The sequence below is a fragment of the Campylobacter sp. P091 genome (assembly GCF_002138935.1).
In the GTDB taxonomy this organism is placed as follows: domain Bacteria; phylum Campylobacterota; class Campylobacteria; order Campylobacterales; family Campylobacteraceae; genus Campylobacter; species Campylobacter devanensis.
Genome location: NZ_MJKZ01000004.1, coordinates 69,375 through 92,904 on the forward strand (window position 1 = coordinate 69,375; position 23,530 = coordinate 92,904).

At 34.9% G+C, this 23,530-nt stretch carries 24 protein-coding genes and 1 pseudogene; 8 read left to right on the plus strand and 17 right to left on the minus strand.

The features are described from left to right. Positions 1 to 84 precede the first annotated feature (84 nt). Together CIGNP91_RS05215 and CIGNP91_RS05220 are read left to right on the plus strand one after the other, a co-directional pair. Positions 85 to 1,155, plus strand: coding sequence for an Mrp/NBP35 family ATP-binding protein (locus tag CIGNP91_RS05215; protein ID WP_086253573.1), 1,071 nt, complete (start codon positions 85 to 87; stop codon positions 1,153 to 1,155). Positions 1,156 to 1,176: 21 nt separating this feature from the next. After that, the gene (locus tag CIGNP91_RS05220) at positions 1,177 to 1,551 is read left to right on the plus strand and encodes a group III truncated hemoglobin (RefSeq protein WP_086253574.1); all 375 of its coding nucleotides are present in this window, start codon (positions 1,177 to 1,179) and stop codon (positions 1,549 to 1,551) included. Positions 1,552 to 1,596: 45 nt separating this feature from the next. On the opposite strand, the gene CIGNP91_RS05225 is transcribed toward CIGNP91_RS05220, so the two are convergent. The 7 genes from CIGNP91_RS05225 to CIGNP91_RS05255 all read right to left on the minus strand — a co-directional run bounded on the left by CIGNP91_RS05225 (position 1,597) and on the right by CIGNP91_RS05255 (position 8,955). Continuing rightward, positions 1,597 to 2,130: a GNAT family N-acetyltransferase gene (locus CIGNP91_RS05225; protein WP_086253575.1), complete on the minus strand. Its 534-nt coding sequence runs from the start codon at positions 2,128 to 2,130 to the stop codon at positions 1,597 to 1,599. After that, complete coding sequence (locus tag CIGNP91_RS05230) at positions 2,127 to 2,570, minus strand: low molecular weight protein-tyrosine-phosphatase (protein WP_086251278.1); 444 nt, start codon at positions 2,568 to 2,570, stop codon at positions 2,127 to 2,129. The genes CIGNP91_RS05225 and CIGNP91_RS05230 overlap by 4 nt, the downstream gene beginning before the upstream one ends. Before the next feature lie 582 nt (positions 2,571 to 3,152). Beyond that, entirely contained in the window at positions 3,153 to 3,818 is a 666-nt protein-coding gene (locus CIGNP91_RS05235) for a hypothetical protein (protein WP_086253576.1), read from the minus strand. Positions 3,819 to 3,952: 134 nt separating this feature from the next. Further along, the gene (locus CIGNP91_RS05240; protein ID WP_086253577.1) at positions 3,953 to 4,852 is read right to left on the minus strand and encodes a helix-turn-helix transcriptional regulator; all 900 of its coding nucleotides are present in this window, start codon (positions 4,850 to 4,852) and stop codon (positions 3,953 to 3,955) included. A gap of 266 nt (positions 4,853 to 5,118) precedes the next feature. After that, complete coding sequence (locus CIGNP91_RS05245) at positions 5,119 to 7,149, minus strand: AAA family ATPase (RefSeq protein WP_086253578.1); 2,031 nt, start codon at positions 7,147 to 7,149, stop codon at positions 5,119 to 5,121. A 36-nt stretch (positions 7,150 to 7,185) separates the two neighbouring features. After that, entirely contained in the window at positions 7,186 to 8,055 is an 870-nt protein-coding gene (locus CIGNP91_RS05250; protein ID WP_086253579.1) for an agmatine deiminase family protein, read from the minus strand. A 123-nt stretch (positions 8,056 to 8,178) separates the two neighbouring features. Further along, positions 8,179 to 8,955, minus strand: coding sequence for a hypothetical protein (locus CIGNP91_RS05255; protein ID WP_086253580.1), 777 nt, complete (start codon positions 8,953 to 8,955; stop codon positions 8,179 to 8,181). 139 nt (positions 8,956 to 9,094) lie between these two features. Between CIGNP91_RS05255 and CIGNP91_RS05260 the strand changes: the two genes are divergently transcribed. Further along, positions 9,095 to 9,484 (plus strand): hypothetical protein, encoded by a 390-nt coding sequence (locus tag CIGNP91_RS05260; RefSeq protein ID WP_086241565.1) that lies wholly within the window; start codon positions 9,095 to 9,097, stop codon positions 9,482 to 9,484. Between the two features lie 613 nt (positions 9,485 to 10,097). On the opposite strand, the gene CIGNP91_RS05265 is transcribed toward CIGNP91_RS05260, so the two are convergent. From CIGNP91_RS05265 to rsmA, 9 genes and pseudogenes are all read right to left on the minus strand, one after another. Continuing rightward, positions 10,098 to 10,802: an SIR2 family NAD-dependent protein deacylase gene (locus CIGNP91_RS05265; RefSeq protein ID WP_086253581.1), complete on the minus strand. Its 705-nt coding sequence runs from the start codon at positions 10,800 to 10,802 to the stop codon at positions 10,098 to 10,100. A gap of 67 nt (positions 10,803 to 10,869) precedes the next feature. Beyond that, on the minus strand, positions 10,870 to 11,520 hold the full coding sequence (locus CIGNP91_RS05270) for a hypothetical protein (RefSeq protein WP_086253582.1): 651 nt from the start codon (positions 11,518 to 11,520) through the stop codon (positions 10,870 to 10,872). A gap of 126 nt (positions 11,521 to 11,646) precedes the next feature. After that, positions 11,647 to 12,525: a hypothetical protein gene (locus CIGNP91_RS05275; RefSeq protein ID WP_086253583.1), complete on the minus strand. Its 879-nt coding sequence runs from the start codon at positions 12,523 to 12,525 to the stop codon at positions 11,647 to 11,649. A 136-nt stretch (positions 12,526 to 12,661) separates the two neighbouring features. After that, positions 12,662 to 12,736, minus strand: a pseudogene (locus tag CIGNP91_RS05280) (arsenate reductase/protein-tyrosine-phosphatase family protein); the annotation flags it as partial. An 82-nt stretch (positions 12,737 to 12,818) separates the two neighbouring features. Next, positions 12,819 to 13,763: an HTH domain-containing protein gene (locus CIGNP91_RS05285; protein ID WP_086253585.1), complete on the minus strand. Its 945-nt coding sequence runs from the start codon at positions 13,761 to 13,763 to the stop codon at positions 12,819 to 12,821. A 1-nt stretch (position 13,764) separates the two neighbouring features. Further along, positions 13,765 to 14,529, minus strand: coding sequence for a pseudouridine synthase (locus tag CIGNP91_RS05290; RefSeq protein WP_086253586.1), 765 nt, complete (start codon positions 14,527 to 14,529; stop codon positions 13,765 to 13,767). Between the two features lies 1 nt (position 14,530). Beyond that, positions 14,531 to 15,484: a KpsF/GutQ family sugar-phosphate isomerase gene (locus tag CIGNP91_RS05295; protein ID WP_086253587.1), complete on the minus strand. Its 954-nt coding sequence runs from the start codon at positions 15,482 to 15,484 to the stop codon at positions 14,531 to 14,533. Positions 15,485 to 15,495: 11 nt separating this feature from the next. Next, positions 15,496 to 17,463, minus strand: a complete 1,968-nt coding sequence (locus CIGNP91_RS05300) for a ribonuclease J (protein ID WP_086253588.1) — start codon at positions 17,461 to 17,463, stop codon at positions 15,496 to 15,498. After that, complete coding sequence (rsmA, locus tag CIGNP91_RS05305) at positions 17,432 to 18,238, minus strand: 16S rRNA (adenine(1518)-N(6)/adenine(1519)-N(6))-dimethyltransferase RsmA (RefSeq protein ID WP_086253589.1); 807 nt, start codon at positions 18,236 to 18,238, stop codon at positions 17,432 to 17,434. Before rsmA ends, CIGNP91_RS05300 begins: the two co-directional genes overlap by 32 nt. Before the next feature lie 63 nt (positions 18,239 to 18,301). On the opposite strand from rsmA, the gene hisF reads away from it, so the two are divergent. From hisF to CIGNP91_RS05330, 4 genes are all read left to right on the plus strand, one after another. Continuing rightward, on the plus strand, positions 18,302 to 19,063 hold the full coding sequence (gene hisF / locus CIGNP91_RS05310; RefSeq protein ID WP_086228617.1) for an imidazole glycerol phosphate synthase subunit HisF: 762 nt from the start codon (positions 18,302 to 18,304) through the stop codon (positions 19,061 to 19,063). A 26-nt stretch (positions 19,064 to 19,089) separates the two neighbouring features. Further along, entirely contained in the window at positions 19,090 to 19,620 is a 531-nt protein-coding gene (locus CIGNP91_RS05315) for a phosphorylase family protein (RefSeq protein WP_086253634.1), read from the plus strand. Further along, entirely contained in the window at positions 19,617 to 20,693 is a 1,077-nt protein-coding gene (rlmN, locus tag CIGNP91_RS05320) for a 23S rRNA (adenine(2503)-C(2))-methyltransferase RlmN (protein ID WP_086253590.1), read from the plus strand. The genes CIGNP91_RS05315 and rlmN overlap by 4 nt, the downstream gene beginning before the upstream one ends. Positions 20,694 to 20,905: 212 nt before the next feature. Next, a complete protein-coding gene (locus tag CIGNP91_RS05330) occupies positions 20,906 to 21,127 on the plus strand; it encodes a hypothetical protein (RefSeq protein ID WP_086252288.1) in 222 nt (73 codons plus the stop codon). On the opposite strand, the gene CIGNP91_RS05335 is transcribed toward CIGNP91_RS05330, so the two are convergent. Next, positions 21,124 to 22,101: a pseudouridine synthase family protein gene (locus CIGNP91_RS05335; protein WP_086253591.1), complete on the minus strand. Its 978-nt coding sequence runs from the start codon at positions 22,099 to 22,101 to the stop codon at positions 21,124 to 21,126. The genes CIGNP91_RS05330 and CIGNP91_RS05335 overlap by 4 nt on opposite strands. 80 nt (positions 22,102 to 22,181) lie before the next feature. Between CIGNP91_RS05335 and purB the strand changes: the two genes are divergently transcribed. After that, complete coding sequence (purB, locus tag CIGNP91_RS05340) at positions 22,182 to 23,513, plus strand: adenylosuccinate lyase (protein ID WP_086253592.1); 1,332 nt, start codon at positions 22,182 to 22,184, stop codon at positions 23,511 to 23,513. The last annotated feature ends 17 nt before the right edge of the window (positions 23,514 to 23,530 follow it).

Sequence of the window (23,530 nt, forward strand, 5' to 3'; positions counted from 1 at the left end):
TAATTCTCTATTTTAATTTAAAAAATTTTAGCCAAAGATTTATAATTTTTAGCTAATATACCTAAATTTTAAAAAGGACTAAAAATGGATGAAAAAATTCTAGACAGACTAAAAAGCGTGATTTACCCAGGCTTTAAAAAGAGCATTGTAGAATTTGGCTTTGTCAAATCCACAGATCCAAAGATCATAGTAGAGATCACCTCAGCCAAACCTGAAGTCGCTCAAACTATCAAAAATGAGATAGAAAAGCTAAATTTAAACAAAGAGATAGAGATCATCGCCCCACAACCTCAAACCCAGCAATCAAATTCACAAAGTGGCAAAAATATCGCCCCACAGATTAAAAACTTCGTAATGGTAAGCAGCGGCAAAGGTGGCGTAGGCAAATCCACAACTACTTTAAATTTAGCCATTAGCCTAGCCAAACAAGGCAAAAAAGTAGGGCTATTAGACGCTGATATTTATGGTCCAAATATCCCAAGAATGCTAGGAGTTCAAGGCAAACAACCAGAGGTCATCGGACAAAAATTAAAGCCACTTCAAACTCACGGAATCGAGATGATGAGCATGGGGCTTTTGATAGAAGAGGGTCAAGGATTAATGTGGCGTGGCGCTATGATTATGAAGGCTATAACTCAGCTTTTAAATGAAGTTGAGTGGGGAGAGCTAGATATCTTACTTCTTGATATGCCTCCAGGCACAGGCGATGCGCAAATCACCCTAGCCCAAAGTGTGCCAGTAACAGCTGGAATTTGCGTTACAACTCCGCAAACAGTCGCTCTAGATGACTCCGCTAGAAGTCTTGATATGTTTGAAAAGCTCCATATTCCAGTGGCTGGCGTGATAGAGAATATGAGTGGATTTATCTGCCCTGATAATGGCAAAGAGTATGATATATTTGGCAAGGGTGGAGCTGACGCGCTGGCTAGTGAGTATGATACTGCGATACTAGCTCAAATCCCTATAGAACCATCTGTTAGAATAGGTGGCGATAGCGGAAGGCCAGTTAGCTTTTATGAGCCAAATTCAATTAGCGCTAAAAGATATGAAGAGGCCGCTACAAAGCTATGGGAGATTATAGAAGATATCAACGCAAACGGCGGTGCTGATAACTCAGCTATTCAGCCTGATATGAGTAGGTCTGGCTGTCATTAATCAAATTTGAAAGGATAAAAAATGAAATACAAAGAGATCACAAACGAGAGCATTGCTAAGCTTATGGAGAGCTTTTATGAAGCTATTAGAGAAGATGAGAGCGGTCTTGGCGAGATATTTAATAACAAAATCGGCACAAGCGAAGAGGCGTGGGACGCTCATAAGGCTAAGATTGGTGAATTTTGGAAAGGGATGCTCATAGGTCAGAGCGAATTTAAAGGTAATCCTATGCAAGCTCATATGAATCTTGATCCATTTCCGCCTGAATATTTTGATAATTGGCTAAATTTGTTTAAAGAGAGCTTAGATAGCATTTATGAGCCTGAAATTGCTGATATGATCTTAATGCGCGCTCAAATGATCGCAAATAGATTTAAATCAGTTTTATACTCATAATTAATATCCAGCCAAATTTGGCTGGATATAGCTAAATATTATCTGCTATTCAAATTTAAAATCAAAATAATTTTTGCTCTTAAATAGATTAAACATATCTATAAATTGCTTAGAATCAAACTCAAAATTACTATAAATACTATAAGTCATTTTGCAATATGATATTTTATAACCAGAATCTTTAAATCCGTGATTGCTATAAAATTTACTGCGTTTGACTCTTTGTAAGTAATCAGTAGCTTTTGGATCTAAACTCTCAATCTCTAAGACGATTTGGCTAAAATTTGATTTTAAAATCTCTAAAATTAAACCACCAAAACCACGCCCTTGATACTTAACACAAACTGCTAAAAATGCTAAATAAGATATATTTTCATAGCTATATATAGCAGCATAACCTACAAACTCATTATCATTATAAAAAGAGAAAATAGATAGATTTTCATCATTTGCATATATGTTATTAGATAAATTTATTGGTGCTAATAGCTCATTTGAAGGGAAAACTTCTGAATTTAGCCTTAAAATATCTATAAAAATATCGCTATTTACATCAACTAATCTACAATCCAAACTCATTTACAAACCTCATCAAACATCGTATTTATCGTATTTTTAAGCATATTATAAACGCTTTGAAAATCACTCATATCACCATAATACGGATCTGGAATTTCAGCCCCATCAAGCCCAAAATCCCCCATCAAAGCTACCTTATTGCCAAGCTTTAAACGCAAAATATTATCATAATTTTGCTTATCCATCGCTATAATCAAATCAAATTTAGAATCACTCCTATCAATTTGCCTACCTTTTAGCATAGAGATATCAACTCCATTTTGCCGCCCGATCCTTATAGAGCGACTATCTGGTGGCTCTGATATATGATAATTGCTAGTCCCTGCTGAATCTATCAAAATATCCAAACCACGCTCTTTGGCTGCCTTTCTTGCGATACCTTCAGCCAAAGGCGAGCGACAAATATTGCCAAGACATACAAACAAAATTGATTTAACCATTAAGACGCCTTATATTTTATTTTAAAATCAATTATTTTGATTTTGTTGCTTTTGCGTGATGGATGTGGCGGATAGCCATCTTTCCATTTATACATTTTCTTGCCTTTTAATTTTAATTATCTTAGGAATTCTAGAATTCTACCACCATTTCTAGCCAAAAAGTTTATAAAACCAAAATATTTCCTTAGTTTATAATTAAAATTATTTTGTGAATTATAACAAAACTAACATTACAATTCTAGCTAGAATTGCAGACTATTTATTATCTGTTTTAAAAATCATTTAAAACATTAAAATAGCTTTTGATAAAGCAATCTCACCTTCTTTATAAATGCTTGATTCTTCAATCATCACTTTTTCAATACGAGAGATATATTTTACTGACACTTCAAAAGTCATCATTTTACAAATAAAAGCTCCGCAAAACCTAAACTCATCACATACGTCATCAACAAGCTTATATCCGCAAAGCTCGTATTCATAGTCGCCTTTTTTACCCTTTCATCAACTAATACACCATAGCATTCGCTTTCATCAGACAATAGGATTTGAAAGGAATTATATATATTAAAACAGACACTTTTATGTCATATTAAAAAATATTTTTATCCAATCTTCTTTTTGTAGCTCAATGCTAGTTTTATTGCTTTTATCACCCTTTTTTCTATTAGCACTGCCCATCCCACCTGCGTGTGCCGTGACATAGATTTTACTTTTACCATATTCAAACTCATTTTGTGTTACAATAAAATAATTAAATGATGCGATTTTTGGTATTTCAAGCTCTAATGCTTCTAAAATAATCTCATAAGTCATCTTACCAAGAGCTATGATATATTTGGGCTCTAGAATTTCTACAAGCTCTTTAAAAATCTCTTTATCTGTAGAAATTTCGGCTTTTGTAATGTGTGCTGAAGTATTTATTTTGCGATATCCTAGCGAAATGTTTGTAAAAAATAAATCGCTATATCGTTTTTTGTCTATATTAGGATAGCCGATGCTGGCAAATAATTCTACTAAATTTTTATCAGTTACAAAAGGTTTTAAACCATCTAAATATTGTATCTTTTCATATTCATTTGGACTTAGTGAATTTATCTTAGAAATGTTTTCTAGTGTTTTTCCACTGTCAAAATCTGTATTGCCCCAGTCTTGCCCCACAAGCAAGATTCTTATTTTTTGAGTATCTATTTCATAGCCTAGACCTTGCCAATAAGTCCATAGGTTTATTGCTTTTTTTACACTCATCACACCAATTGAAATTTGCGTGTTTTTTATATTCGTAATTTTGTCTTGCTCGTTCTATAAGTGATAAATACTTTTGTTTTTTATCTCTCATTTTTTACCTTTTCTAAGCACTTTAGTAATTATAACAAACAAAACTAACCCCTTATTTCTTTTATATACCTCTCCATCTCCGCTAGTATATCATCGGCTAGGCTGCTAGGCTCTATAACTTTGATATGCGGCAGGTAATAAAAAACAAGCGGTTTTATCTCCATTATATGTGTGACTTGAACTTCTATTTCTATACTGCCATCTTCGTTCTCACACATTATTTGTTGATTTGGCAGTGGTTTTCGCTCAAAGTATTTTTTGACCACTTTATCTATCCATAGCCTTACGATAAAGCTTTTCTCAGGGTCAAACCAAGCCGAATTAGCACTTTTAATGCGGTTTTCTAGGCTCTCATCTATCTTAAATTTACTAGGTAGAATTTTTATCTCTTTTATACTTTTTAGGTGAAATTTCTTGAGCTTTTCACCAGCCATTGCAAGCAGATACCAAAAGCCATCAAATAGCGCAATTTTAATAGGCGAGAGTCTGTGAGTTTTACTAAAATACAGTAGTTCTATTTCATTGCAACTTGCGATGACACTCTCTAGGTTTTCTATTAGCTCAATGTCTTTTTTCCCTAGCTTCTCAGCACTTAGACTTACAAAAATCGGATGGTTTAGCGCTTCGCTTATGCCTTTTAGCAAGCCATGAGCCTTTGAGTAGAACTCAGCCCCTACATTTTTTGCCATTTTATCAAGTACGGCTAGGATGATTTGATTTTCGTCTTTTGGGTCAATTTTGCTCTCATCTATGCTCCACAGCCTACCATTTCGCACAGCTCCGTATTTGACTAGGACGCCATTTAAATCACGCTGGATGGTGCGCTCGCTCACTCCTAGCTTGTCTGCGATTTGGCTGGTGCTAAGTGGAGTTTTTGCGATTAGCTTACAGATTTCATTTATACGCCAAAAACGCTCATTTGGTTCTTTTTGTATTTCTTTCATGCTTTGCCTTTTTTAATTTTCAAAATTCTAACATAATAATGATATTTTTCAAACCTTTAAGATAACAAAAACAAGAAAAGTAGCCAAGAGTAAAAAAGTAAAGCACTAAGCGGGAGTTTAGCCTATATCTCCGACAAGCTATGTTTGCAGTCCGCCTTGACTACATTAGCGCATTAACGCTTTAAGCCATGTTATAGCAAAATATTTTAAAAATAAAGGTAAAATTGTAAAATTTTACCTTTATCCTCAGCTAATTCTAGAATTCCCTATCTCACAAAGCCTAGTTTGCTGCCACTCTCAGTGTTTTTTATCTTTACTTCATCAGCCAAGCGTTTAGCAAAGTCATCGCTATCTTTTATAGGATAAAAGGCATTTGCTCTTTTAACCGCTGCAAAGTCGCCAGGGGCTAAGGCTCTTAGAGAGCTTACACACTCTAAAGCACCAGCACTTATTTCAAGCCCCAAAAGCTCGCATTCTTTTTTAAATAATGCGCTAGCTTGCTCAGGCTTTAAATACCCAAACTCAATTTTCATATCAAAGCGCCTTAAACTCGCTTTATCAAGGCTTTCACAAAGGTTGGTTGTAGCTATAAAAACACCATTAAAGCTTTCCATTTGAACAAGCATTTCATTTACTTGACTTATCTCCCACGAGCGATTTGCGCTGCTTCTATCTTGCAAAAAGCTATCAACCTCGTCAAAAACAAGCACCGCCTTTTTATTTTTAGCCTCTTTAAAGGCATTTGCTATGTTTTTTTCAGTTTGCCCCACATACATACCTAGGATTTCACTAGCTTTTTTGATGATTATTTCGCAGCCTAGCTCGCTAGCTACAAACTTAGCATAGGCACTTTTGCCAGTGCCAGCTACGCCATATAGGCAGATTCTAGCATTTGGTCTTTCTTTTATCCCTGCTACCATAGCTTGCGGGTCTACGCTAGTATTTATATAGCTAGTATCGTAGCTTTGCGGAAGTTCTGTGCCCTTGCTTTTTTTAGACTTTTTGCTCTCTATGCGTAGTTTGCCTTGGGCGTTTAGATTAGCATTTATTAGCGTAGTAAAGAGCTTATTTCGCTCTTTTTCATCTGCTACTTTTAGGGTATTTAGCACCTTGCTTGCGCTACTTATTAGAGCTGGGGCGATATCTTTGTTTTTGGCTAGTTTATTTATAGTTTTTTCGCACACAGCCCCTTTTGTGTAATTTTTTATTAGCTCTTTGCGCTTAGTTTTTGGCGGAATTTTAAACTCTATTACCATATCAAATCGCCTAATATACGCATTATCCATGCTATAAACATCATTTGTAAGCCAAAATGTAGGCACTATATTTTCTTCAAGCGTGCGGTTTATGAGAGCCTTTGAAATATGCCTATCTCTAAAAATATCCTCCACTTCATCAAACAAAATAACGCTATTTTTCGCTTCCAACAGAGCATTTGCGCAAATTAAGCTAGAAAATCTCTCAAGTGAGTTTAGACTATCCCCATCATCATCGCAAAATGCCACCTCAAAAAGCTCTTTTTTAAGCCTGCTGGCAATAGCCTTACAAAACTCGGTTTTGCCAGTGCCAGGCAAACCATGAAGCAAGATATTTGCGCCTTTTTGGCAGTTTTTTAAATACTCTAAGATGTCATCAGTCTTTATACTTAAATGCTCATAATCACTTATTTCAAGCTTTGAGCTAGAACACTTGCGCAAAATACCAGCAAAAAGCATATCAATACTAGGCTTTTTAAGCTCTATTAAATTAAAAGGAAAATCATCATCGCAAAACTCTATCAAATCGTCAAAATCAGGTCTATAACGATTTTTATTAAGCTTAATTATTTTACAAGAAAGCAGAGCCGAGTTAGCCTTTAGCGCAGATTTTACTAGATTTAGCCTTACTCCAAGCACCTTTGAGATGAAAAAGCTTAACTGGGAAGTATCCACCTTAATATCTCTCATCAGCTCTTTTAACACTCCTATAGACTTTGATGCAGCAAAAAACTCTAGCAAATCACGCTCAGTTTGACTTAGACCAAGAGTGTTTTTTACTAGCTCTAAGTTTGCGTTTAGGTTAGCATTAGAGCCTATTTTACCAGCCTCATTTAGCTCTTCAAGGCGTCTTAGCTCGTCTTTTAGCATTTTGCTTACCTTCGGGGTGTCCTTTTTCTCTAAATCACAAGGAATACCAAAAAGATTACAGCTATCATCACTTCTAATCACAAGGTCATAAACCCCATCGCATTTAAATATCGCACGAAGTGCCCATAGCTTGATTTTATCTCTTAGTCCAGTTGGCGTGTAAACTTTCATTTTAGCTCCTTTGAATTTTTATAGTATTATACAAGACTAAGCAGACATAAATTTGTCGTTTGTAGCATTAGATTTTTTAAAAATATTCCACGCTACGCAGTGTAAGGCACCGCCTAAACTAGCGATTTTTTGGCAGTTTATGCTAGATATTTTTGCTCCCACAAAAGCTCTAGCTATAAATTCCTTTGCTATTTCATCATTAGCACTGCCAAAGCTAGGCATGATGATATGCGAGCCTATTTGTAAGAAGTTTATATATGCCCAGTCGTATTCATAACAAGGCTTAGCAAAGCTCATCTGCTCCACGCTAAATCCATGGAATTCTAGAATTAGCTTTATATCTTGCGCTTCGCTAGGATAGCTATCAGCGTGGCTTGACATTAGAATTTTGTTCTTTCCGCAGTATTTGACAAAGCCATCACTATGTCCGTAAATATCGCCATTTTTATCGCTAGGGTGCGCTCTCCAAGGCAAGAAAATCAGCTTTTTGCCAAGCTCTTTTTCTAAGCGAGCTATAAACTCTTTGTCATTTTTGCTTCTAGAATTCTCAGCAAAAACCTTATCGCAGACCAGCGCATACTCGCCAGCAAAGACGATATTTCCACCATCAAAGACTATATCGCTAATATCTAATTCTAGATTGATATTCTTTGCGATTTTGCTTTGGTCGCTGATATACTGCTCTTTGCCCAGCAGATAATCAGGGCTATATTTGTAGCCCCAAAAGCTATCTTTGCTCAGCTGAACTGGCATGAAATCACGCACCCAGATATCTCTCGTGCCATCTAAAAAATCCCATGCAATGCCAAGCTTGCTAAAAAGCCCAGTTAGCTCATCGCAAAAGGGCTTAAAATCACTTCGCAAAAGCCTTGAGATATACACAAAGTTTGTATCAAAATCATTCATTTTTGCGCCTTTTTTTTGTGAGATTATAACGGCGCAAAAATGTAGTAAAACTGAAAAATTTCTTAGGAATTTCTTAGGCAGGAATTCTAGAATTCTTAAAGGGAATTCCAGAATTCTAGTAATCTATTTAGTTTGATCTACTGTGTAGCGGTAAGGTTTTAGAGCACTGTCAGCAAAAGCATTTATTATATTCTCTTTTTCTTTATCATTGTTAATTACATACCTATCTGATAGAATCAACTCAGCTCTTGGAGTTGAATATTTTTTTATTTCTTCTATGCTGCTTTTTATTCTATCAATTTCTTCTTTTCCTATAAAACCTTTTATTATTTTATTGTTTTCGCATTTCCGTAAAATATGATGACGATAAGTTCTTGTAGCAATATCGTTCAGTTTTCGATCTTTTAGGTCATGACCTGACTCTTCTTTTAAAAGAGGAAAATTTACTAAAAAATGCTCCGATTCTTCAAAAGCACTAAATTTATCAAAAAGTTCGTCAACAATATTTTTAGGGGCATCCGTTAGGTTTTTGCTGCTTGAATATCCACCCACTGGCTTTATTCCACGCAGTAAAATTCCGCCAAAAAAGGAATTATTTTCCAAAATCGCCTTATCGTCTTCAAAACTTAAATTGCTACCAAAACTTATATCTACGCCACTATCGTGAAAAAACCAATCGCCTGCCTCACAATTTCGTGGATAAGTAATAATATCCTCGTGTCTATCACAATAAAGGTAGAATTCTATATCCGTAATATAGTATTCTCTTATGCCTTTTACTATTTTTGTTTTTGTTAGTAGAATTTTGGCAATTTCATCAAATTTTTCTTCTAACCCATTAACTCCTTTTTCTAGCAAAGACTCTTTTGTTAAAAGCTCTTTTAATTTAACTTCACTCATTTTCTCCCCTTTTTAGTTTTTGTGATTATAGCTAATTTTGTAGCTTTTTTATAAACCCAAGATATATCTAAAAAGCCTAAAAACCGACACACATTGTCGCTTTGTTTTGCTATAATTTTATATTAAAAAAGGAACAACAATGCAACTACTAAAATCATTTTTCAAAGCACATGAGCAAGACGATATCTATTTTGACCATAACGATTTAAAGGACTTTTTAGATATCGGCGGACTTTCTTATATCAAAGAAATCAAAGCAAATGAGCAAAGCATAGTCTTAAAAATCAAAGAGCTTTTTGATATAGAGAGCGAACTTTACAATCTAAAAAGCGCAAAAATAGCATTTATCCACATTAGCACTCGCCCTGATTTACCATTTGAGATAGCGCAAAACACCATAGAAACGATAAATGAGTGCTTAGGCAACAAGATTGATGATGTCTATATCGGCACAAACACAAGCCAAGAGCAAACAAGCGATACAATCACTTGTGGTATCATGCTAGGCGGAATAAAACAAAGAAAATAGCGCAAAATTTTATCGCAAAACTCTTGCTTTTTGGCTAAAATTGCGCTATAATTAAAATGATTTATGGGGAGACGCCTCCCCACTTTTACTCCACTAAGTTAATTTCAAATCCTTTTAAAATATCATCTAAAAAGGTTATGAGTTTGTTTGGATTTATACGCTTAATAGCAAAATCATTATTTTCAAAATCAACCTTTGCGCTTAGCCTTGGTAAACCATTTTTCTGTATTTTTAATAGATTTTCTAAGTGAAAAGCACGGTTTCTTATATTTTATTATAAAAATTTTAGCAGGTGTATAGTTTGCAAATTATACACATTGTTAGCAAATAAAGAGCGTGAGTAATTACTATTTATCGCTTCATAGATAAAAAATAGTGCGGCAAATAATCTATTCGCATTTTCTTATCGTTTAGTAAGTAGGTAAAACCTTTACAATTATGAAACATGCGACATTAAATTTTAAGATTTGCTGGCTTATCTAAGGGCTGATTAAAAGCCCTAGCTCCATTAAACATGCTTTCTGTGTTTTCTAACTACTTACAACCCAGTATCCAATAGAGATATTAAAACAAGCGTATCTCTTAAGCTCTATATAGCTATTTTGCTAAAATTCTAGCTAAAAAACTTCTCTATATCAGCTTCTATTTTTGGCGCAGCAGTTGTGGCTTTTTCTATGTAGCATTTGTTAAATGCGTGGTCTATATCGCTTTTATCAAGGTTGTTTAAAATACTCTTTTTAGCGTATTTAGCAAAGCTTGCCACATTTAGCACTTGACCACTCGTGCCTATGCATACAAATAGTGAGTCCTCAGCATATCGTAAATCTTCTAGCTCGTGGTATAAAGTAGCATAAAAAGGTGCTGCTTCGCCAAACATAACGATATTGTGGCGAAACTTCTTACACCCACATTTACAAATATGCTCTCTAGCATTTATAGCCTCGTAGCCGATATACTCTACTTTTTTACAATTTTGGCAGTAAATCTCAGGCAAAAATCCGTGTAAATGAACTACCTTTTGACATCCAGCTCGCTCTAGCAAATCATCTACATTTTGCGTTAGTACTGCGATTTGCTCAGGGTATTTTGCCTTTATACGAGCTATCATTTTGTGAGCTTCGTTTGGCTCACACTCTGCTAGCTGAGCCCTACGCTTGTCGTAGAAATCTAGCACTTTTTGCCTATTTGCTCTAAACCCACGAGCCGAGCAGACCTCTTCTATATCATACTCTTCCCAAAGTCCGCCGCTGTCTCTAAAAGTCCTTAGCCCACTCTCAGCTGATAATCCAGCACCACTTAAAATAAGCACTTTTTTCATCTTTACTCCTTAAAAATACTAATAACTCTAGCCAAAATTCCAGACTATAATAGAATTTTGAAAAAATTTATATAATTTTTGTGACTAAATAATAAAAAGTTCCATCACTTCTTTCTTCATCTACATTTGAAAATTCATTCCATTCCATTTTATAAATACCTTTTAGTGTTATGGGGTCTTCAATGCCTTTTTTCGTCCCAGCGCCAGTATGTTCTGCCCATTCTAGCTTACCTTTTTTTATAGCTCCATCTTCAAGTGAAAAATCCTTGTAAACACAATTATTTTTTTGCGGTGGGTTAAGATATGTTTCATCATTTGTGAGAAAAACAGCATAGCCCTCTTTAAAATTATTCTTTACTTCTTGTTTTATGCGTTCTATTCGCTCAATGTCTTTTAGATACAAATAACAGTTTATATTTTTTGCCCCTTGGTTTTTTAGATTGAAAACCTCTTGAGTTTTTTTATATTCCAATGCTCCTTCTCCGCTATTTTTAGTTTTGTATTTTAGCTCTATCGGTATCCATTTATTGCTAATAAATACAAGAATATCAATGTGCATTTTATCATCAAATGTAGGCACATACTCTAATCTTACTTCCGCATTAAGATACATTTCTTTTATAACCCAAGCCATTTCTAACTGAAAATCAGCCTCAGAACAAAAAATTTGACGCTTGTCTTGTAATTTTTCTATTATTTTTGTCATGTTAATTGACATTTGATACCTCTTTTTTGAATATTTAGATTTTTGAATTATATCTAAAATTTTTGTGCTTTTAATTATTTTTTGTCTTTACAAAATCATGACAAATTTAGCAGACTATTTGAAATCTTTTTCTAGCTCTCATTGTATAAACCACTTAAAATTCCTATCTTCTTCCATTTTGTCTGCTATCACTTTAAATACATCGCTTAGCGTGGTATTGCTTGGCTCTGGGGTTTTAAAATACGAGCTTACATCGTAGTTATCACTCCACAGCGAGCGAGCAGTTTGTCCGGTGACAGAGCCGATTACTTGCCTATTTGCGCTTATTATCTCATTGCAGAGCCGCTCATAAAACAGCGCCTTAGCGTGAGTAAAAGCAAAGTCCTTTATCCACCAAGGCAAATAAATCAGCTCTTTAAGCAAAGCCAAATTTATCTCACATTGCTTATCAAAATTGATTATATCGCACTTTTTGGCAATGACATAAAACTCGCTACTCTCATCAAAAGCATCATAAATTTTAAATCTATTTATCCCGCAAATATACTTGCCACCGCACTCATACTTGCGAACTACCCTTTGGGCGATAGGCGAGATAGGCAGGCTTGCTGATTTGGCAAATGCGATAAAAGTAGTGGCAAAAATATTCTCACCATTTTCATCCTTGCCACGACCAAAAGCCACGGCAAATTCTATATCTCCACGCTTTCTAAGCTCTTTTAGCTCTTTTGGGTATTTTTGATTTGGTTCCTTGCTAAACACGCTAAAAATCGCAATTTTCTCTTCTTTGATTTTTGCGATGATTTCATCTTTTTTGTCACTATAAAGCCTAGCAAAAAGAGCCTTTGAAATGCGCCTTTTAATCTCATCTTTGTGTGAGTTTCGCACCCAAAGAGCCTCGCTCTTAATAAGTTCATTTATTTGGCTTAGCATTTGCGCCTTTGCAGCTTTATCCATCGCTTTGAATTTGCTAGAATTTTCTAAGAATTCCAAGTAGTTTGTAAGATTTGTATTCATTTATTATCCTTTCTGCCGATACATTTTTTGCATTTTGGCAATTATAGCATAATTCTAGCTAGAATTACAGACTATTTATTGTCGTTTTAGTTGAATTCTAGAATTCCCTAATTTTAACTTAAAAAAAATTGAGCGCCTTTCTTGCGATACCTTCAACCAAAGGCGAGCGACAAATATTGCCAAGACATACAAATAAAATTGATTTAACCATCGATATTTTGCTCCACTTATTTTAAAAATCTTTTAAATTTATTTAGCATCTGCGAAACATCGTATTGCTATTAAATTTATTTTTATACTTTGATTTTCTTCTCTTTTAGATAACTTTCTAATCTCTCATCATCTAAAACATCATCAAATTCACTTTTGCTTCTATAATCTTTTTCTATATTAAACTCTTCTACGCTCTCAAGAAATTTTTTAAAATCAGGATTTTTATCGCTTAACTCACTCATCACAGAATAATCTAATCTCTCCCTAAATCTCGCCCTAGCCAAAATCACACTCTCATCGACATTTTGAGAGCTTAAACTTACAATACCTATACCAAATGAATAGCTAAGGCGCTTGATTAAATCCATAAGCTCCTCATCGCTCTCATCGATATCAAGTGCGACAAGATAGCCCTCATTTGCCCAGCTTGAGTTACTCACAGCTTGAAAGTAATACTCTCTAAAATTACCAACACTAAGATGCTTTTTCATCTCAAAAGCGTAAATTTTAATCGGCAAAGAGTCAAATTTTCCTATAAATCTATTTAACTCTTTTTGATAATCCCTATACTCAAAACTCACACCAACTATATCTGGATATAGCCATTTGTCTGCGCCTTTTTGGGATTTTTTGCTACTTTCGTGATAAATCGTCTTTGTATAGACTTTAAAATTCTCATTAAAAGAGACAAATCTACTTAAAAGCGGATGCAAATCCCTTTCGCTATAAGAAGTTTTTGGCTCTTTTATCTCGCTATTTTTCTCCATTTGAGCTTCTAAATTTATAACTTGATTTTTTAGCTTTATAAGTATAGGTTTTGTAGCCACTACTTCAAAAATGCTATCTGCTTCTTTAACATTCATATAAATAGCAGCTCCAAAACTCTGCCACGGCGTTTTGCCATTTAAATTTAGCTCTTTAGTAAGCCCCATTTCATTTGCTATATGATACATTTTAATTGGATTTAACGCCTCTTTTTTACGCTCTAATATCTCCTTTGCCACCTCTATAATAGATTTTGCCATATCAATATCTCACTTTATTTTGCTTTAAAAAATCCCTTAAATCATCATATTCAGAATTAGTAAAATACCGCCATTTCCCCTCGCTTAATTGATCTAAGCTAACCCTACCAAAGCTAACTCGCTTTAGATCCATAACCTCTAAATCAAAATAGCCAAAAAACCTTCTTAACTCTCTATTTTGCCCCTCATTTATGATGACTTTTAGCCTTGTGTAGCCACCACTTTGGCTTATGATTCTATAGGCTAAAAATGGCTTAAATTCCATTGAAATTTGCTTTGTTTTAGCATGAGCTCCTTTGGTAGCATCCTTAGCGAAAAAGCCTTCACGCATCGCATTTATCACTTGTTCTGTGATATTGCCTTTAATTTTTAGGTAGTATTCACGCTCTATATCGCTATCCATAAGAGCCTGAGCAATCGCAGGAGCGTCAGTCAAAAGCAAAAGCCCCTCACTAGCAAAATCTAGCCTACCGATACTAATAAATTTAGAAAATCCCCGTGGCAAACTATCATAAATCGTCCTTCTGCCACGATCGTCTCTTTTGGTTACTAGCTCGCCTTTTGGCTTGTTATAGACTATGACGCTAAATTCTTTTTTGAGCTTAACTAGCCTTGAGCCGATTCTTACCTTATCGCCATCTTTGATATCAGTTGATAAGTCGCTTATAATTCGCCCATTTATACTGACCTTACCAGCCTTGATAAGCTCATCAGCCTCACGGCGTGAGTAGTTTGTATTGTGTGAGATAAATTTATTGATACGCATTTTATAGCCCTAAGCTCGTTAAATCATGAATATGTAAAAGACCTATTGGTTTTTGATCTTTTTGTATTATGAGAATTTGAATCTTATACTCTTCTATTAATCTAAATGCATCATATGCTAACATATCTGGATTATCTAGAGTTTTTGGATTTTTGGTTGCAAATTCTATAGCCTTAGAGTTAATATCAAAGCCATCTTGCTCTAATGCTCTTCTTAAATCTCCATCGCTTAAAATTCCACTAAGCTTGCCATCATTATCTACTAAAATCACACTACCTAATCTACCTTCGCTCATTGCTGTAATGGCTGATTTTAACGATATATCATCTTTGGCAATTGGTAAATTTGATTTTCTCATAGTATCTTTTACCTTTAGATATAGCCTTTTGCCAAGGCTTCCACCTGGATGAAATGCTGCAAAATCCTCGCTTTTAAAATCTCTAAGCTTCATAAGGCAAACAGCTAACGCATCACCAAGCGCTAAGGTTAGCGTAGTTGATACTGTAGGTGCTGCACCTATTGGACAAGCTTCACGCTCTATATCTATATTTAAATTTACATCACTTAAATTGGCTAAGCTTGAACCTGATTTAGAGATGCCTATGATTTTTATATCTCTTCTTTTAATATGCGGAAGAATAGCTAATAGCTCGCTACTTTCGCCACTATAACTAATAGCCAAAACTGCATCATCACTCCCAATCATTCCCAAATCACCATGCATAGCCTCTGTTGGATGGATAAAAAAGCTAGGCGTTCCAGTACTTGCTAAAGTAGCAGCAATCTTAGCTCCAATATGGCCGCTTTTGCCAACGCCAGTTACTATTAGCTTGCCTTTGCAGCTATAAATTAAATTTACAGCTTTTTGAAATTCGCTACCAACTAAACCAGCCTGACGCCTTAACTCATCAGCTTCTAAATTTAAAACTTCACTTGCAATTTTAGCTATATCCATTTTTAACTCCGTTACATCAGATAGACAACTGGTACAATTGTCGGATATTTTTTAAGCTTTCTAAATATATGCTTTCTAATAACTTGGCGAATTTGATTTTCTAACGCCCTTTGGTCATTTAGCATATCATCTTTGACATTAGTTAAAAATTGCAGCAATATCTCTTCAAGCTCTTTACTTAGACTTCTTGCATGTCTTTCGCTTACTAATCCATAGCTAATTACTCTATTATGAATTAGAGTTTTAGCATTTTTATCAATTTGTGAAATGATAGTAACAACTCCAGCCTCAGCTAACTTTTGACGATCAATTACTACATCATCAGCGATCTGTTTGTTTATCTGATTATCTATAAATACCTTACCAGTTTTAACTGTTTTTACTCTTTTGATATGGCGTTGGCAAACCTCAACTTGATCTCCATCGCTCATCAAATATATATTTCTCTCATCAATTCCACAGCTCATCGCTGTCTCTTTGTGCTTGACTATGTGATTATACTCGCCATGAACTGGAAGGAAAAATTTAGGTTTAATAAGCCTTAGCATGAGCTTTTGCTCCTCTTGGGCTGCGTGTCCGCTTACATGAATTTCGCTAAAATCTTGATGAGCCACACTTGCTCCACTTTTTAATAAAAAATTCAAAATCGTTGATACGCTAGTTTCATTGCCAGGAATTGCTTTGGAGCTAATGATTACTTGATCACTTGGCTTGATTTTGATATATTTATGCTCATCAGTTGCCATCCTATATAGAGCGCTCATTGTCTCGCCTTGACTGCCTGTTGTGACTATTAAAACCTCATTATCTGGATATTTGATAACTTCATTTGCATCGATAAAAATCTTGCGATCTAAATTCACATATCCAAGCTCGATAGCCGTCCATAGATTTCTCTCCATACTTCTGCCTATCACGCAGACTTTACGGCCATATTTTATACCGCGCTCGATAGCTTGATAAACTCTATGGATATTTGAGCTAAATGTACTCATTATCACCCTGCCCTTAGCGGTAGCAAATATAGAATCAAAGGTCTTTCCAACGCTACTTTCACTCTTTGTAATTCCATCTTTGTAGCTGTTTGTAGAGTCGCTTAATAAGCACAAAACGCCCCTTTCGCCATAATATGCTAAGCGATTTAAATCTGTTGGATAGCCATCGATTGGGGTGTGATCGATCTTGAAATCGCCTGTGTGGATTATAGTTCCAGCCTTTGTGGTGATAGCAAGAGCACTTGCGTCGATTATAGAGTGAGTGATATGTATAAGCTCAAATTCAAATTCCCCAAGCTCATAGACCTTGCGTTTTTCAATCGGGCGAAAGTAGCTTCTATAAGACTTTAGCCCATGCTCTTCAAATTTATTGCTTATCATCCCCAGTGGAAGTGGCGTAGCATAAATCGGGAATTGAAATTCTTTGAAAAAATATGGCACCGCACCGATATGATCTTCGTGTGCGTGAGTGATAATAATGCCTCTGATTTTGTTTTTGATCTTTCTGACATAGTCAAAATCTGGCACCAAAATATCCACGCCATGCATACTCTCAGTAGGAAAACTCATACCAATATCAATGATAATCGCATCGTTATTTGTCTCGAAAATAGTCATATTTCCGCCGATCTCGCCAAGACCGCCAAGCGGAGTTATATTGATTTTGTGTTCGGTTGAATTTAGGTATTTGAGCGGTTCAAGACGCAACTCATGACTAGCCTTATTTGCTTCTATGGCGGCTTTCATATCTTTTTGCCACTCTTCGTTGCCACTGATTTTTACTGTTGGATTGCTATTTTTGCGACGCTTTTTAGCTTTTTTGGCTTGCTCTTTTGACTCATCAGTTTTGGTAGCTTCATTAATTTGCGAATTTTGATCCTTAGCTGCGTGTTTCGCCTCTTTTTTTAGATTATCTTTATGATTGCGATATCTTCTTTTTTTGCTAGGTTTTTCACCTAGAGTTTGTGTATTCTCTTCGTTCATTTTTAGCCTCTTTAAATAGTTTTAAATATAAGGCGACACAAAGCTCATGAGGACGAGTAGTAAGCGGTAAATTATGTTTAGCCAAAAAGCTCTCTACAATAGACTTTGAGCAAAAACAAGCTAAATTTTTAAGTAAAGTTTTACGTGGAGCAACAAACGCAGACCTTAAAAACTGCTCAAATTCACCAAGCTCAAAATCATCTACTAAATTTCTATCTTTAATAATTCTAATCACCGCTGAGACAACCTTTGGCTCTGGATTAAACGCAGTTGCAGGCACATCAAAGAGCAACTCTACATCACCCCTAACTCCAGCTAAAATAGCCAAAGCACTAAACTCGCTATCGCCTGGTTGTGCGCTAAATTTCAAGGCTACCTCTTTTTGAATCATAACAACAAGCCCCTTGCATCTGCTATCGCTAAGTGCTTTTAATATCATATTTGTCGCTACATAGTATGGCAAATTCGCTACTAAAAAATAATCATGTCTTGCTATCTCATCCCAGGATTCAAGAGCGTCGGCGTTAGTTATTTTTAGTTTTTGCTCCAAGATCTCACTAGCAAATTTATCTAGCAAAATCTCATAAAGCTCGCTGTCTATCTCAAAACACTCGATTTTTCCACTCAGTTGTACAAGCTTTTGTGTTAAATCACCTAAGCCAGGCCCAATCTCTACGATCCTTTCTAAATCATTGGGAATCGCTTGGATGATTTGACGCTTTATGCTCTCATCGGTTAAAAAATTCTGACCAAATTTCTTTTTTGCACGTATCATAGGTAGCTATTTTAGCTAAATTTGACTGAATTTATAGTAAAATAAAAATAAAAAGTTTTAAAAATGGAAAATTTCGCTAAAAGAATCATACCTTGCTTAGATGTAAATAATGGAAGAGTTGTCAAAGGTGTTAATTTTGTAGGGTTAAAAGATGCTGGTGACCCGATCGAAGTAGCCAAAAGATATAATGATGAAGGTGCTGATGAGCTATGCTTTTTAGATATTACTGCTAGTAGCGATGGTAGAGATACTATCGTTCATGTAGTAGAAGAGGTCGCAAAACAACTATTTATCCCTCTTACTGTAGGTGGTGGAATTCGTAAAATAGATGATATATCAAGGCTATTAAATGTTGGCTGTGATAAGGTCAGCCTAAATTCATCAGCTGTTGATAATCCAAATTTAATTTATGAAGCTGCTAATAAATTTGGTTCTCAATGCATTGTAGTTGCTATAGATGTCAAAAAAAATAGCAATGGTAGTTATAATGTATTTGTTCATGGAGGACGAAAAGATACCGGACTAGATGCGATACAATGGGCTAAAAGAGTCTATGATTTAGGTGCTGGAGAGATACTTTTAACCTCTATGGATAGCGATGGAACCAAGGCTGGATATGACTTAAATATAACATCGGCCATATCAAACTCAATCCAAATTCCAGTCATTGCTAGTGGAGGAGCAGGCACAATGCAGCACATTTTGCAAGCTTTTCAAAATGGAGCTGATGCAGCGCTTGCAGCTAGCATATTTCATTATAAAGAGATTGAAATTATGAAATTAAAAGAATTTTTAAAAGATAATGGAATTGGGGTTAGAATTTGAGTCAAAATAAGCTTAATAGCAATACTTTGATAGTTTGTGCCGGAGAAATGGAGAGTTTTCAATTTGCTACAACAATTGGAATTGGAATAGTTGAACCAGCAATAAATTTAACTAAAATTTTACTTAATTTAAAACAACTACCAAAAAAGATTATATTTATTGGAAGTTGCGGAATTTATGGCAATGAAAATTTGCTTAAAATTTACCAAAGTTCTTTAGCATTTAACTATGAAATTAGTGGAATTATAGGGCTTAGCTACACTCCTATCAATATAAATTTGCCTAATGTTTCACAAAAAACAATTTTAATAAATTCATCAAACTTCATTACAAATTCAGCTGAAATTTCAAAAAAATTTAAAAATTTAGGTTTCACAGCTGAAAATATGGAAGCTTACAGTGTACGATGTGTAGCAAATTTATTCAAAATAGATTTTGAATGCATTCTATGCTCCACAAACTACTGCAATGAAAATGCACATGATGATTTTATTAAAAATTATCCACAAGCCAAAGAAATAATTACAAAATATCTAAAATCAAAAGGAATTATATGAAAAATTTGCTTGATTATACTCAGGCGGAGCTGTCTGAATTTATCCAGCCAAAATTTAGAACAAAGCAAATTTACGAGTGGATATATAAAAAAAATGCAAGATCATTTGATGAGATGAGCAATCTACCAAAAGATATTAGAGAAAGATTAAAAAATGAATTTTATATCGAACCACTAGAGATGATCAAAAATGAGATTAGCAGCGATGGAAGTATAAAATATCTTTTTAAACTTAAAGATGGCAAAACAATTGAAAGCGTTCTTTTGCCTATGAAAGATGAAATTTTGGATCAAAATGGCAAAGTAGAAAAACACGCTAGATACACTATCTGTGTCAGCTCTCAAGTGGGTTGTAAGATGGGTTGTAGCTTTTGTTTAACAGCCAAAGGAGGCTTTATACGCAATTTAACTGCTGGAGAGATCGTAGGGCAAATTCTATGGATAAAAAGAGAAAATAACATACCTTATGAAAGAAGAGTAAATATCGTATATATGGGTATGGGCGAGCCTCTTGATAATCTAGATAATGTATCAAAGGCTATAAATATTTTAAAAGATAATGATGGTCTAGCTATAGGAGCAAGGCGACAAACTATTAGCACAAGTGGATTAGCTACACAGATTAAAAAGCTTGGCGAAATGGATTTGGGCGTGCTTTTGGCTATATCTTTACACGCTGTTACAGATGAATTAAGAGAGAAATTGATGCCGGTAAATAAGGCTTATAATATCGCTAGTGTGATGGATGCTGTGCGTCAATTCCCTATAGATATGAGAAAAAGAGTTATGTTCGAATACCTAATAATGGATAAGATAAATGACAATCTTAGCGACGCAAAAGCCCTTGTAAAGCTACTTCACGGGATTAAAGCAAAGGTGAATTTAATCCTTTTCAATCCACATGAAGGTAGCCCATATCAAAGACCATCGCAAGAAAATGTAGAAAAATTCAGAGATTACCTTCAATCTCGTGGCATCACATGCACAATTCGTCAAAGTAAAGGGCTTGATATAAGTGCTGCATGCGGACAATTAAAAGAGCGAAGTAAAGGGGAAAATAGTGCCACTGCTTGATATAATACAATTAATTTTTATCTCAATTGTTGTGATTATCGGATTAATTGGTATGATTTATGTGATTAAATCTGATAAATGAATTTTAATACTAATTGATCTATCCCTAACTCATCTTTAAAAATTTAACTATTTTTTATAGTAATTTTAATCATATTTTAAGTTAGGGGGGGGGGTAGAATACTCTTTTTAGACCAAAAAAAGGAGTAATTATGAAAAAATTTATCCTATTCATCGCCCTAGTTGCAAGTGCTATCTTTGCTAATGCATATGATTTATCCTATGGTTCATCTAGTTATGAATACCAAGGATTATCTGATAGAGTTGATGAACTAGAAAGAGAAAATAGAAATCGCAAAAGAGATGCTCAAATGAGAAGTCTAGGTACTGATGATTTCTATAGACAAAATTTGCCATTTGACCCAGGTTTTTAATCCATTTGCGCAAATGGACTTAATCCAAATTTCATCTTGGAACTGATATCAAATTCAGTTCCATTATAGTTAAATTTGAGCCGATTTGAGTGAAGCATAAGTCTATTAGCCCCACTCTTTTGGATACGCTCGTTTTTGCTCATTTTGCCATCTAAAATTCTCTCTATATCACGTCGTTCAAGCCCATAAATTGGATCACCTAAAATTTTATGTTTCACATAAAACAAGTGAAGCCTAAGCTGATGCTGGCGTCCAGTTAATGGAATACATTCAACTAAAGTTGCATTTATTTTCTCGTCAAATTCAATCGGCCTAAATAGTGTTATAGCACGCTTGCCATTATCACAAATTTGCATTCGAATTTTAATATCATCATAATCTCTTGTAATATCCATCGCTCTATCTATCACAAGCCAATTCTCATCGTTAATAAAACTAAATTTATCTACAAAATCCATATAATTTGCTGCTATGAATCTCTTAAATTTACTCTCTTGAACTTTACCACTCACCAATGCTAAATAGCTTTTAAAAATACATCTACTCTCAAACATCGCCTTAAGTTTTTTAGTAGTTTCTATACTTTTGCCAACTACAATAACTCCACTTGTCTCTTTATCTAATCTATGTGCTACAGATGCATTTTTTCCCCATAGGCTCCAAATCTCATCACATAGGCTATAGTTACAATTCCTACCATTTGGATGGGTCAAAACTCCACTTGGTTTATCAAAAACTCCAAATTCATCAGATTCAAAAATTGGCTCTAATCCAACTGGCTTACACTCATAATCTATAAAAAATAATTCACCATTTACAGTACTATTTTTATCTAATGTCACACCATTTTTATCAATTAATCTACCCTTATCGCAAAGCTTTTGAGCTTGGCTCATTGTATAGCCACTTGATAACAAAATTTGATAAGTTTTCTGCCCGATAAATTCACCAATTTTCATCTTAACATATGCCATTTATTAACCTAATTTTTAGAACATTTTTTATATAATATCAGATTAAAATTATATAAAAATTTAGCAAAAAAGGTTCTGAAATGGTAGAGAGATACGCTAGAAAAGTTATGAGTGATAAATGGAGCTTACAAGCCAAATATGATGCGTGGCTAAGAGTTGAGCTAGCAGCAGTCAAAGCATGGAATAAGCTAGGATTTATTCCAGATAGTGATTGTAAAAAAATATGCGAAAATGCTAAATTTGATATTGCTCGCATAGATGAGATAGAAAAAACTACAAAACATGATGTTATAGCATTTTTAACAAGTGTTAGCGAGAGCTTAGGCGAAGAGAGTAGATTTGTTCATTTTGGTATGACAAGTAGTGATTGTATCGATACAGCTGTGGCTTTGCAGATAAAAGATAGTATGGAGTTAATCTTAGATGATATTAAAATTTTAATGGACACTATCAAAAAAAGAGCTTACGAGCATAAAAACACTCTAATGGTCGGCAGAAGCCATGGAATTCACGGAGAGCCTATAACATTTGGTTTAGTTCTTGCTATTTGGCATGATGAGATCAAAAGAGCCTATGAGCTATTAAACCACGCTAAAAGCGTTATTAGCACTGGTATGATAAGCGGTGCGATGGGTAATTTCGCTCACTCTCCACTTGAATTAGAAGAGCTAGTATGTCAAAACTTAGGCCTAAATCCAGCCCCAGCAAGCAATCAAGTAATCCAAAGAGATCGCTACGCTCAAGTGATATCGGCTCTAGCCATACTAGCTAGTAGTTGTGAGAAGATAGCAGTAGCGATAAGACACTATCAAAGGACAGAGGTTTATGAAGCTGAGGAGTATTTTAGCCCAGGACAAAAGGGCTCAAGCGCTATGCCACACAAGAGAAATCCGGTACTAAGTGAAAATGTAACTGGTCTTTGTAGAATGATTCGTAGCTACGCTATCCCAGCTATGGAAAATGTCGCCCTTTGGCACGAAAGAGATATCAGCCACTCAAGTGTAGAGAGATTTATCTTGCCTGATGCCTTTATAACGAGTGATTTTATGCTAAATAGATTAAATGGCCTACTAGCAAATTTGGTTGTATATCCAGAAAATATGATGAAAAATTTAAATTTAACCGGCGGATTGGTCTTTTCTCAAAGAGTCCTTTTAGAGCTACCAAAACAAGGCGTAAGCAGAGAAGACGCATACAAAATCGTCCAAAGAAATGCTATGAAAGTTTGGGCTGACTTACAAGAGGGCAAAAAAGCTCTTAATGAAAATGGCGAGAGTCTATTTTTACAAAATTTACTAAATGATAATGAGCTTAGAGAAAAACTCAATGAAAATGCGATAAAAGAGTGTTTTGACTACACTTACTATACAAAAAATGTAGATAGAATATTTAAAAGAGTATTTGAAATTTAATATAAAGGCACAAAAAA

Coding starts and splice junctions, on each gene's coding strand:
- CIGNP91_RS05240 (WP_086253577.1), bottom strand. CDS start 4,852: ATGAAAGAAATACAAAAAGAACCAAATGAGCGTTTTTGGCGTATAAAT.
- CIGNP91_RS05235 (WP_086253576.1), bottom strand. CDS start 3,818: ATGAGTGTAAAAAAAGCAATAAACCTATGGACTTATTGGCAAGGTCTA.
- CIGNP91_RS05330 (WP_086252288.1), top strand. CDS start 20,906: ATGAAAAAATTTATCCTATTCATCGCCCTAGTTGCAAGTGCTATCTTT.
- CIGNP91_RS05250 (WP_086253579.1), bottom strand. CDS start 8,055: ATGAATGATTTTGATACAAACTTTGTGTATATCTCAAGGCTTTTGCGA.
- CIGNP91_RS05245 (WP_086253578.1), bottom strand. CDS start 7,149: ATGAAAGTTTACACGCCAACTGGACTAAGAGATAAAATCAAGCTATGG.
- rsmA (WP_086253589.1), bottom strand. CDS start 18,238: ATGATACGTGCAAAAAAGAAATTTGGTCAGAATTTTTTAACCGATGAG.
- CIGNP91_RS05230 (WP_086251278.1), bottom strand. CDS start 2,570: ATGGTTAAATCAATTTTGTTTGTATGTCTTGGCAATATTTGTCGCTCG.
- CIGNP91_RS05300 (WP_086253588.1), bottom strand. CDS start 17,463: ATGAACGAAGAGAATACACAAACTCTAGGTGAAAAACCTAGCAAAAAA.
- CIGNP91_RS05270 (WP_086253582.1), bottom strand. CDS start 11,520: ATGTCAATTAACATGACAAAAATAATAGAAAAATTACAAGACAAGCGT.
- rlmN (WP_086253590.1), top strand. CDS start 19,617: ATGAAAAATTTGCTTGATTATACTCAGGCGGAGCTGTCTGAATTTATC.
- purB (WP_086253592.1), top strand. CDS start 22,182: ATGGTAGAGAGATACGCTAGAAAAGTTATGAGTGATAAATGGAGCTTA.
- CIGNP91_RS05275 (WP_086253583.1), bottom strand. CDS start 12,525: ATGAATACAAATCTTACAAACTACTTGGAATTCTTAGAAAATTCTAGC.
- CIGNP91_RS05220 (WP_086253574.1), top strand. CDS start 1,177: ATGAAATACAAAGAGATCACAAACGAGAGCATTGCTAAGCTTATGGAG.
- CIGNP91_RS05285 (WP_086253585.1), bottom strand. CDS start 13,763: ATGGCAAAATCTATTATAGAGGTGGCAAAGGAGATATTAGAGCGTAAA.
- CIGNP91_RS05260 (WP_086241565.1), top strand. CDS start 9,095: ATGCAACTACTAAAATCATTTTTCAAAGCACATGAGCAAGACGATATC.
- CIGNP91_RS05225 (WP_086253575.1), bottom strand. CDS start 2,130: ATGAGTTTGGATTGTAGATTAGTTGATGTAAATAGCGATATTTTTATA.
- CIGNP91_RS05255 (WP_086253580.1), bottom strand. CDS start 8,955: ATGAGTGAAGTTAAATTAAAAGAGCTTTTAACAAAAGAGTCTTTGCTA.
- CIGNP91_RS05335 (WP_086253591.1), bottom strand. CDS start 22,101: ATGGCATATGTTAAGATGAAAATTGGTGAATTTATCGGGCAGAAAACT.
- CIGNP91_RS05290 (WP_086253586.1), bottom strand. CDS start 14,529: ATGCGTATCAATAAATTTATCTCACACAATACAAACTACTCACGCCGT.
- hisF (WP_086228617.1), top strand. CDS start 18,302: ATGGAAAATTTCGCTAAAAGAATCATACCTTGCTTAGATGTAAATAAT.
- CIGNP91_RS05265 (WP_086253581.1), bottom strand. CDS start 10,802: ATGAAAAAAGTGCTTATTTTAAGTGGTGCTGGATTATCAGCTGAGAGT.
- CIGNP91_RS05215 (WP_086253573.1), top strand. CDS start 85: ATGGATGAAAAAATTCTAGACAGACTAAAAAGCGTGATTTACCCAGGC.
- CIGNP91_RS05295 (WP_086253587.1), bottom strand. CDS start 15,484: ATGGATATAGCTAAAATTGCAAGTGAAGTTTTAAATTTAGAAGCTGAT.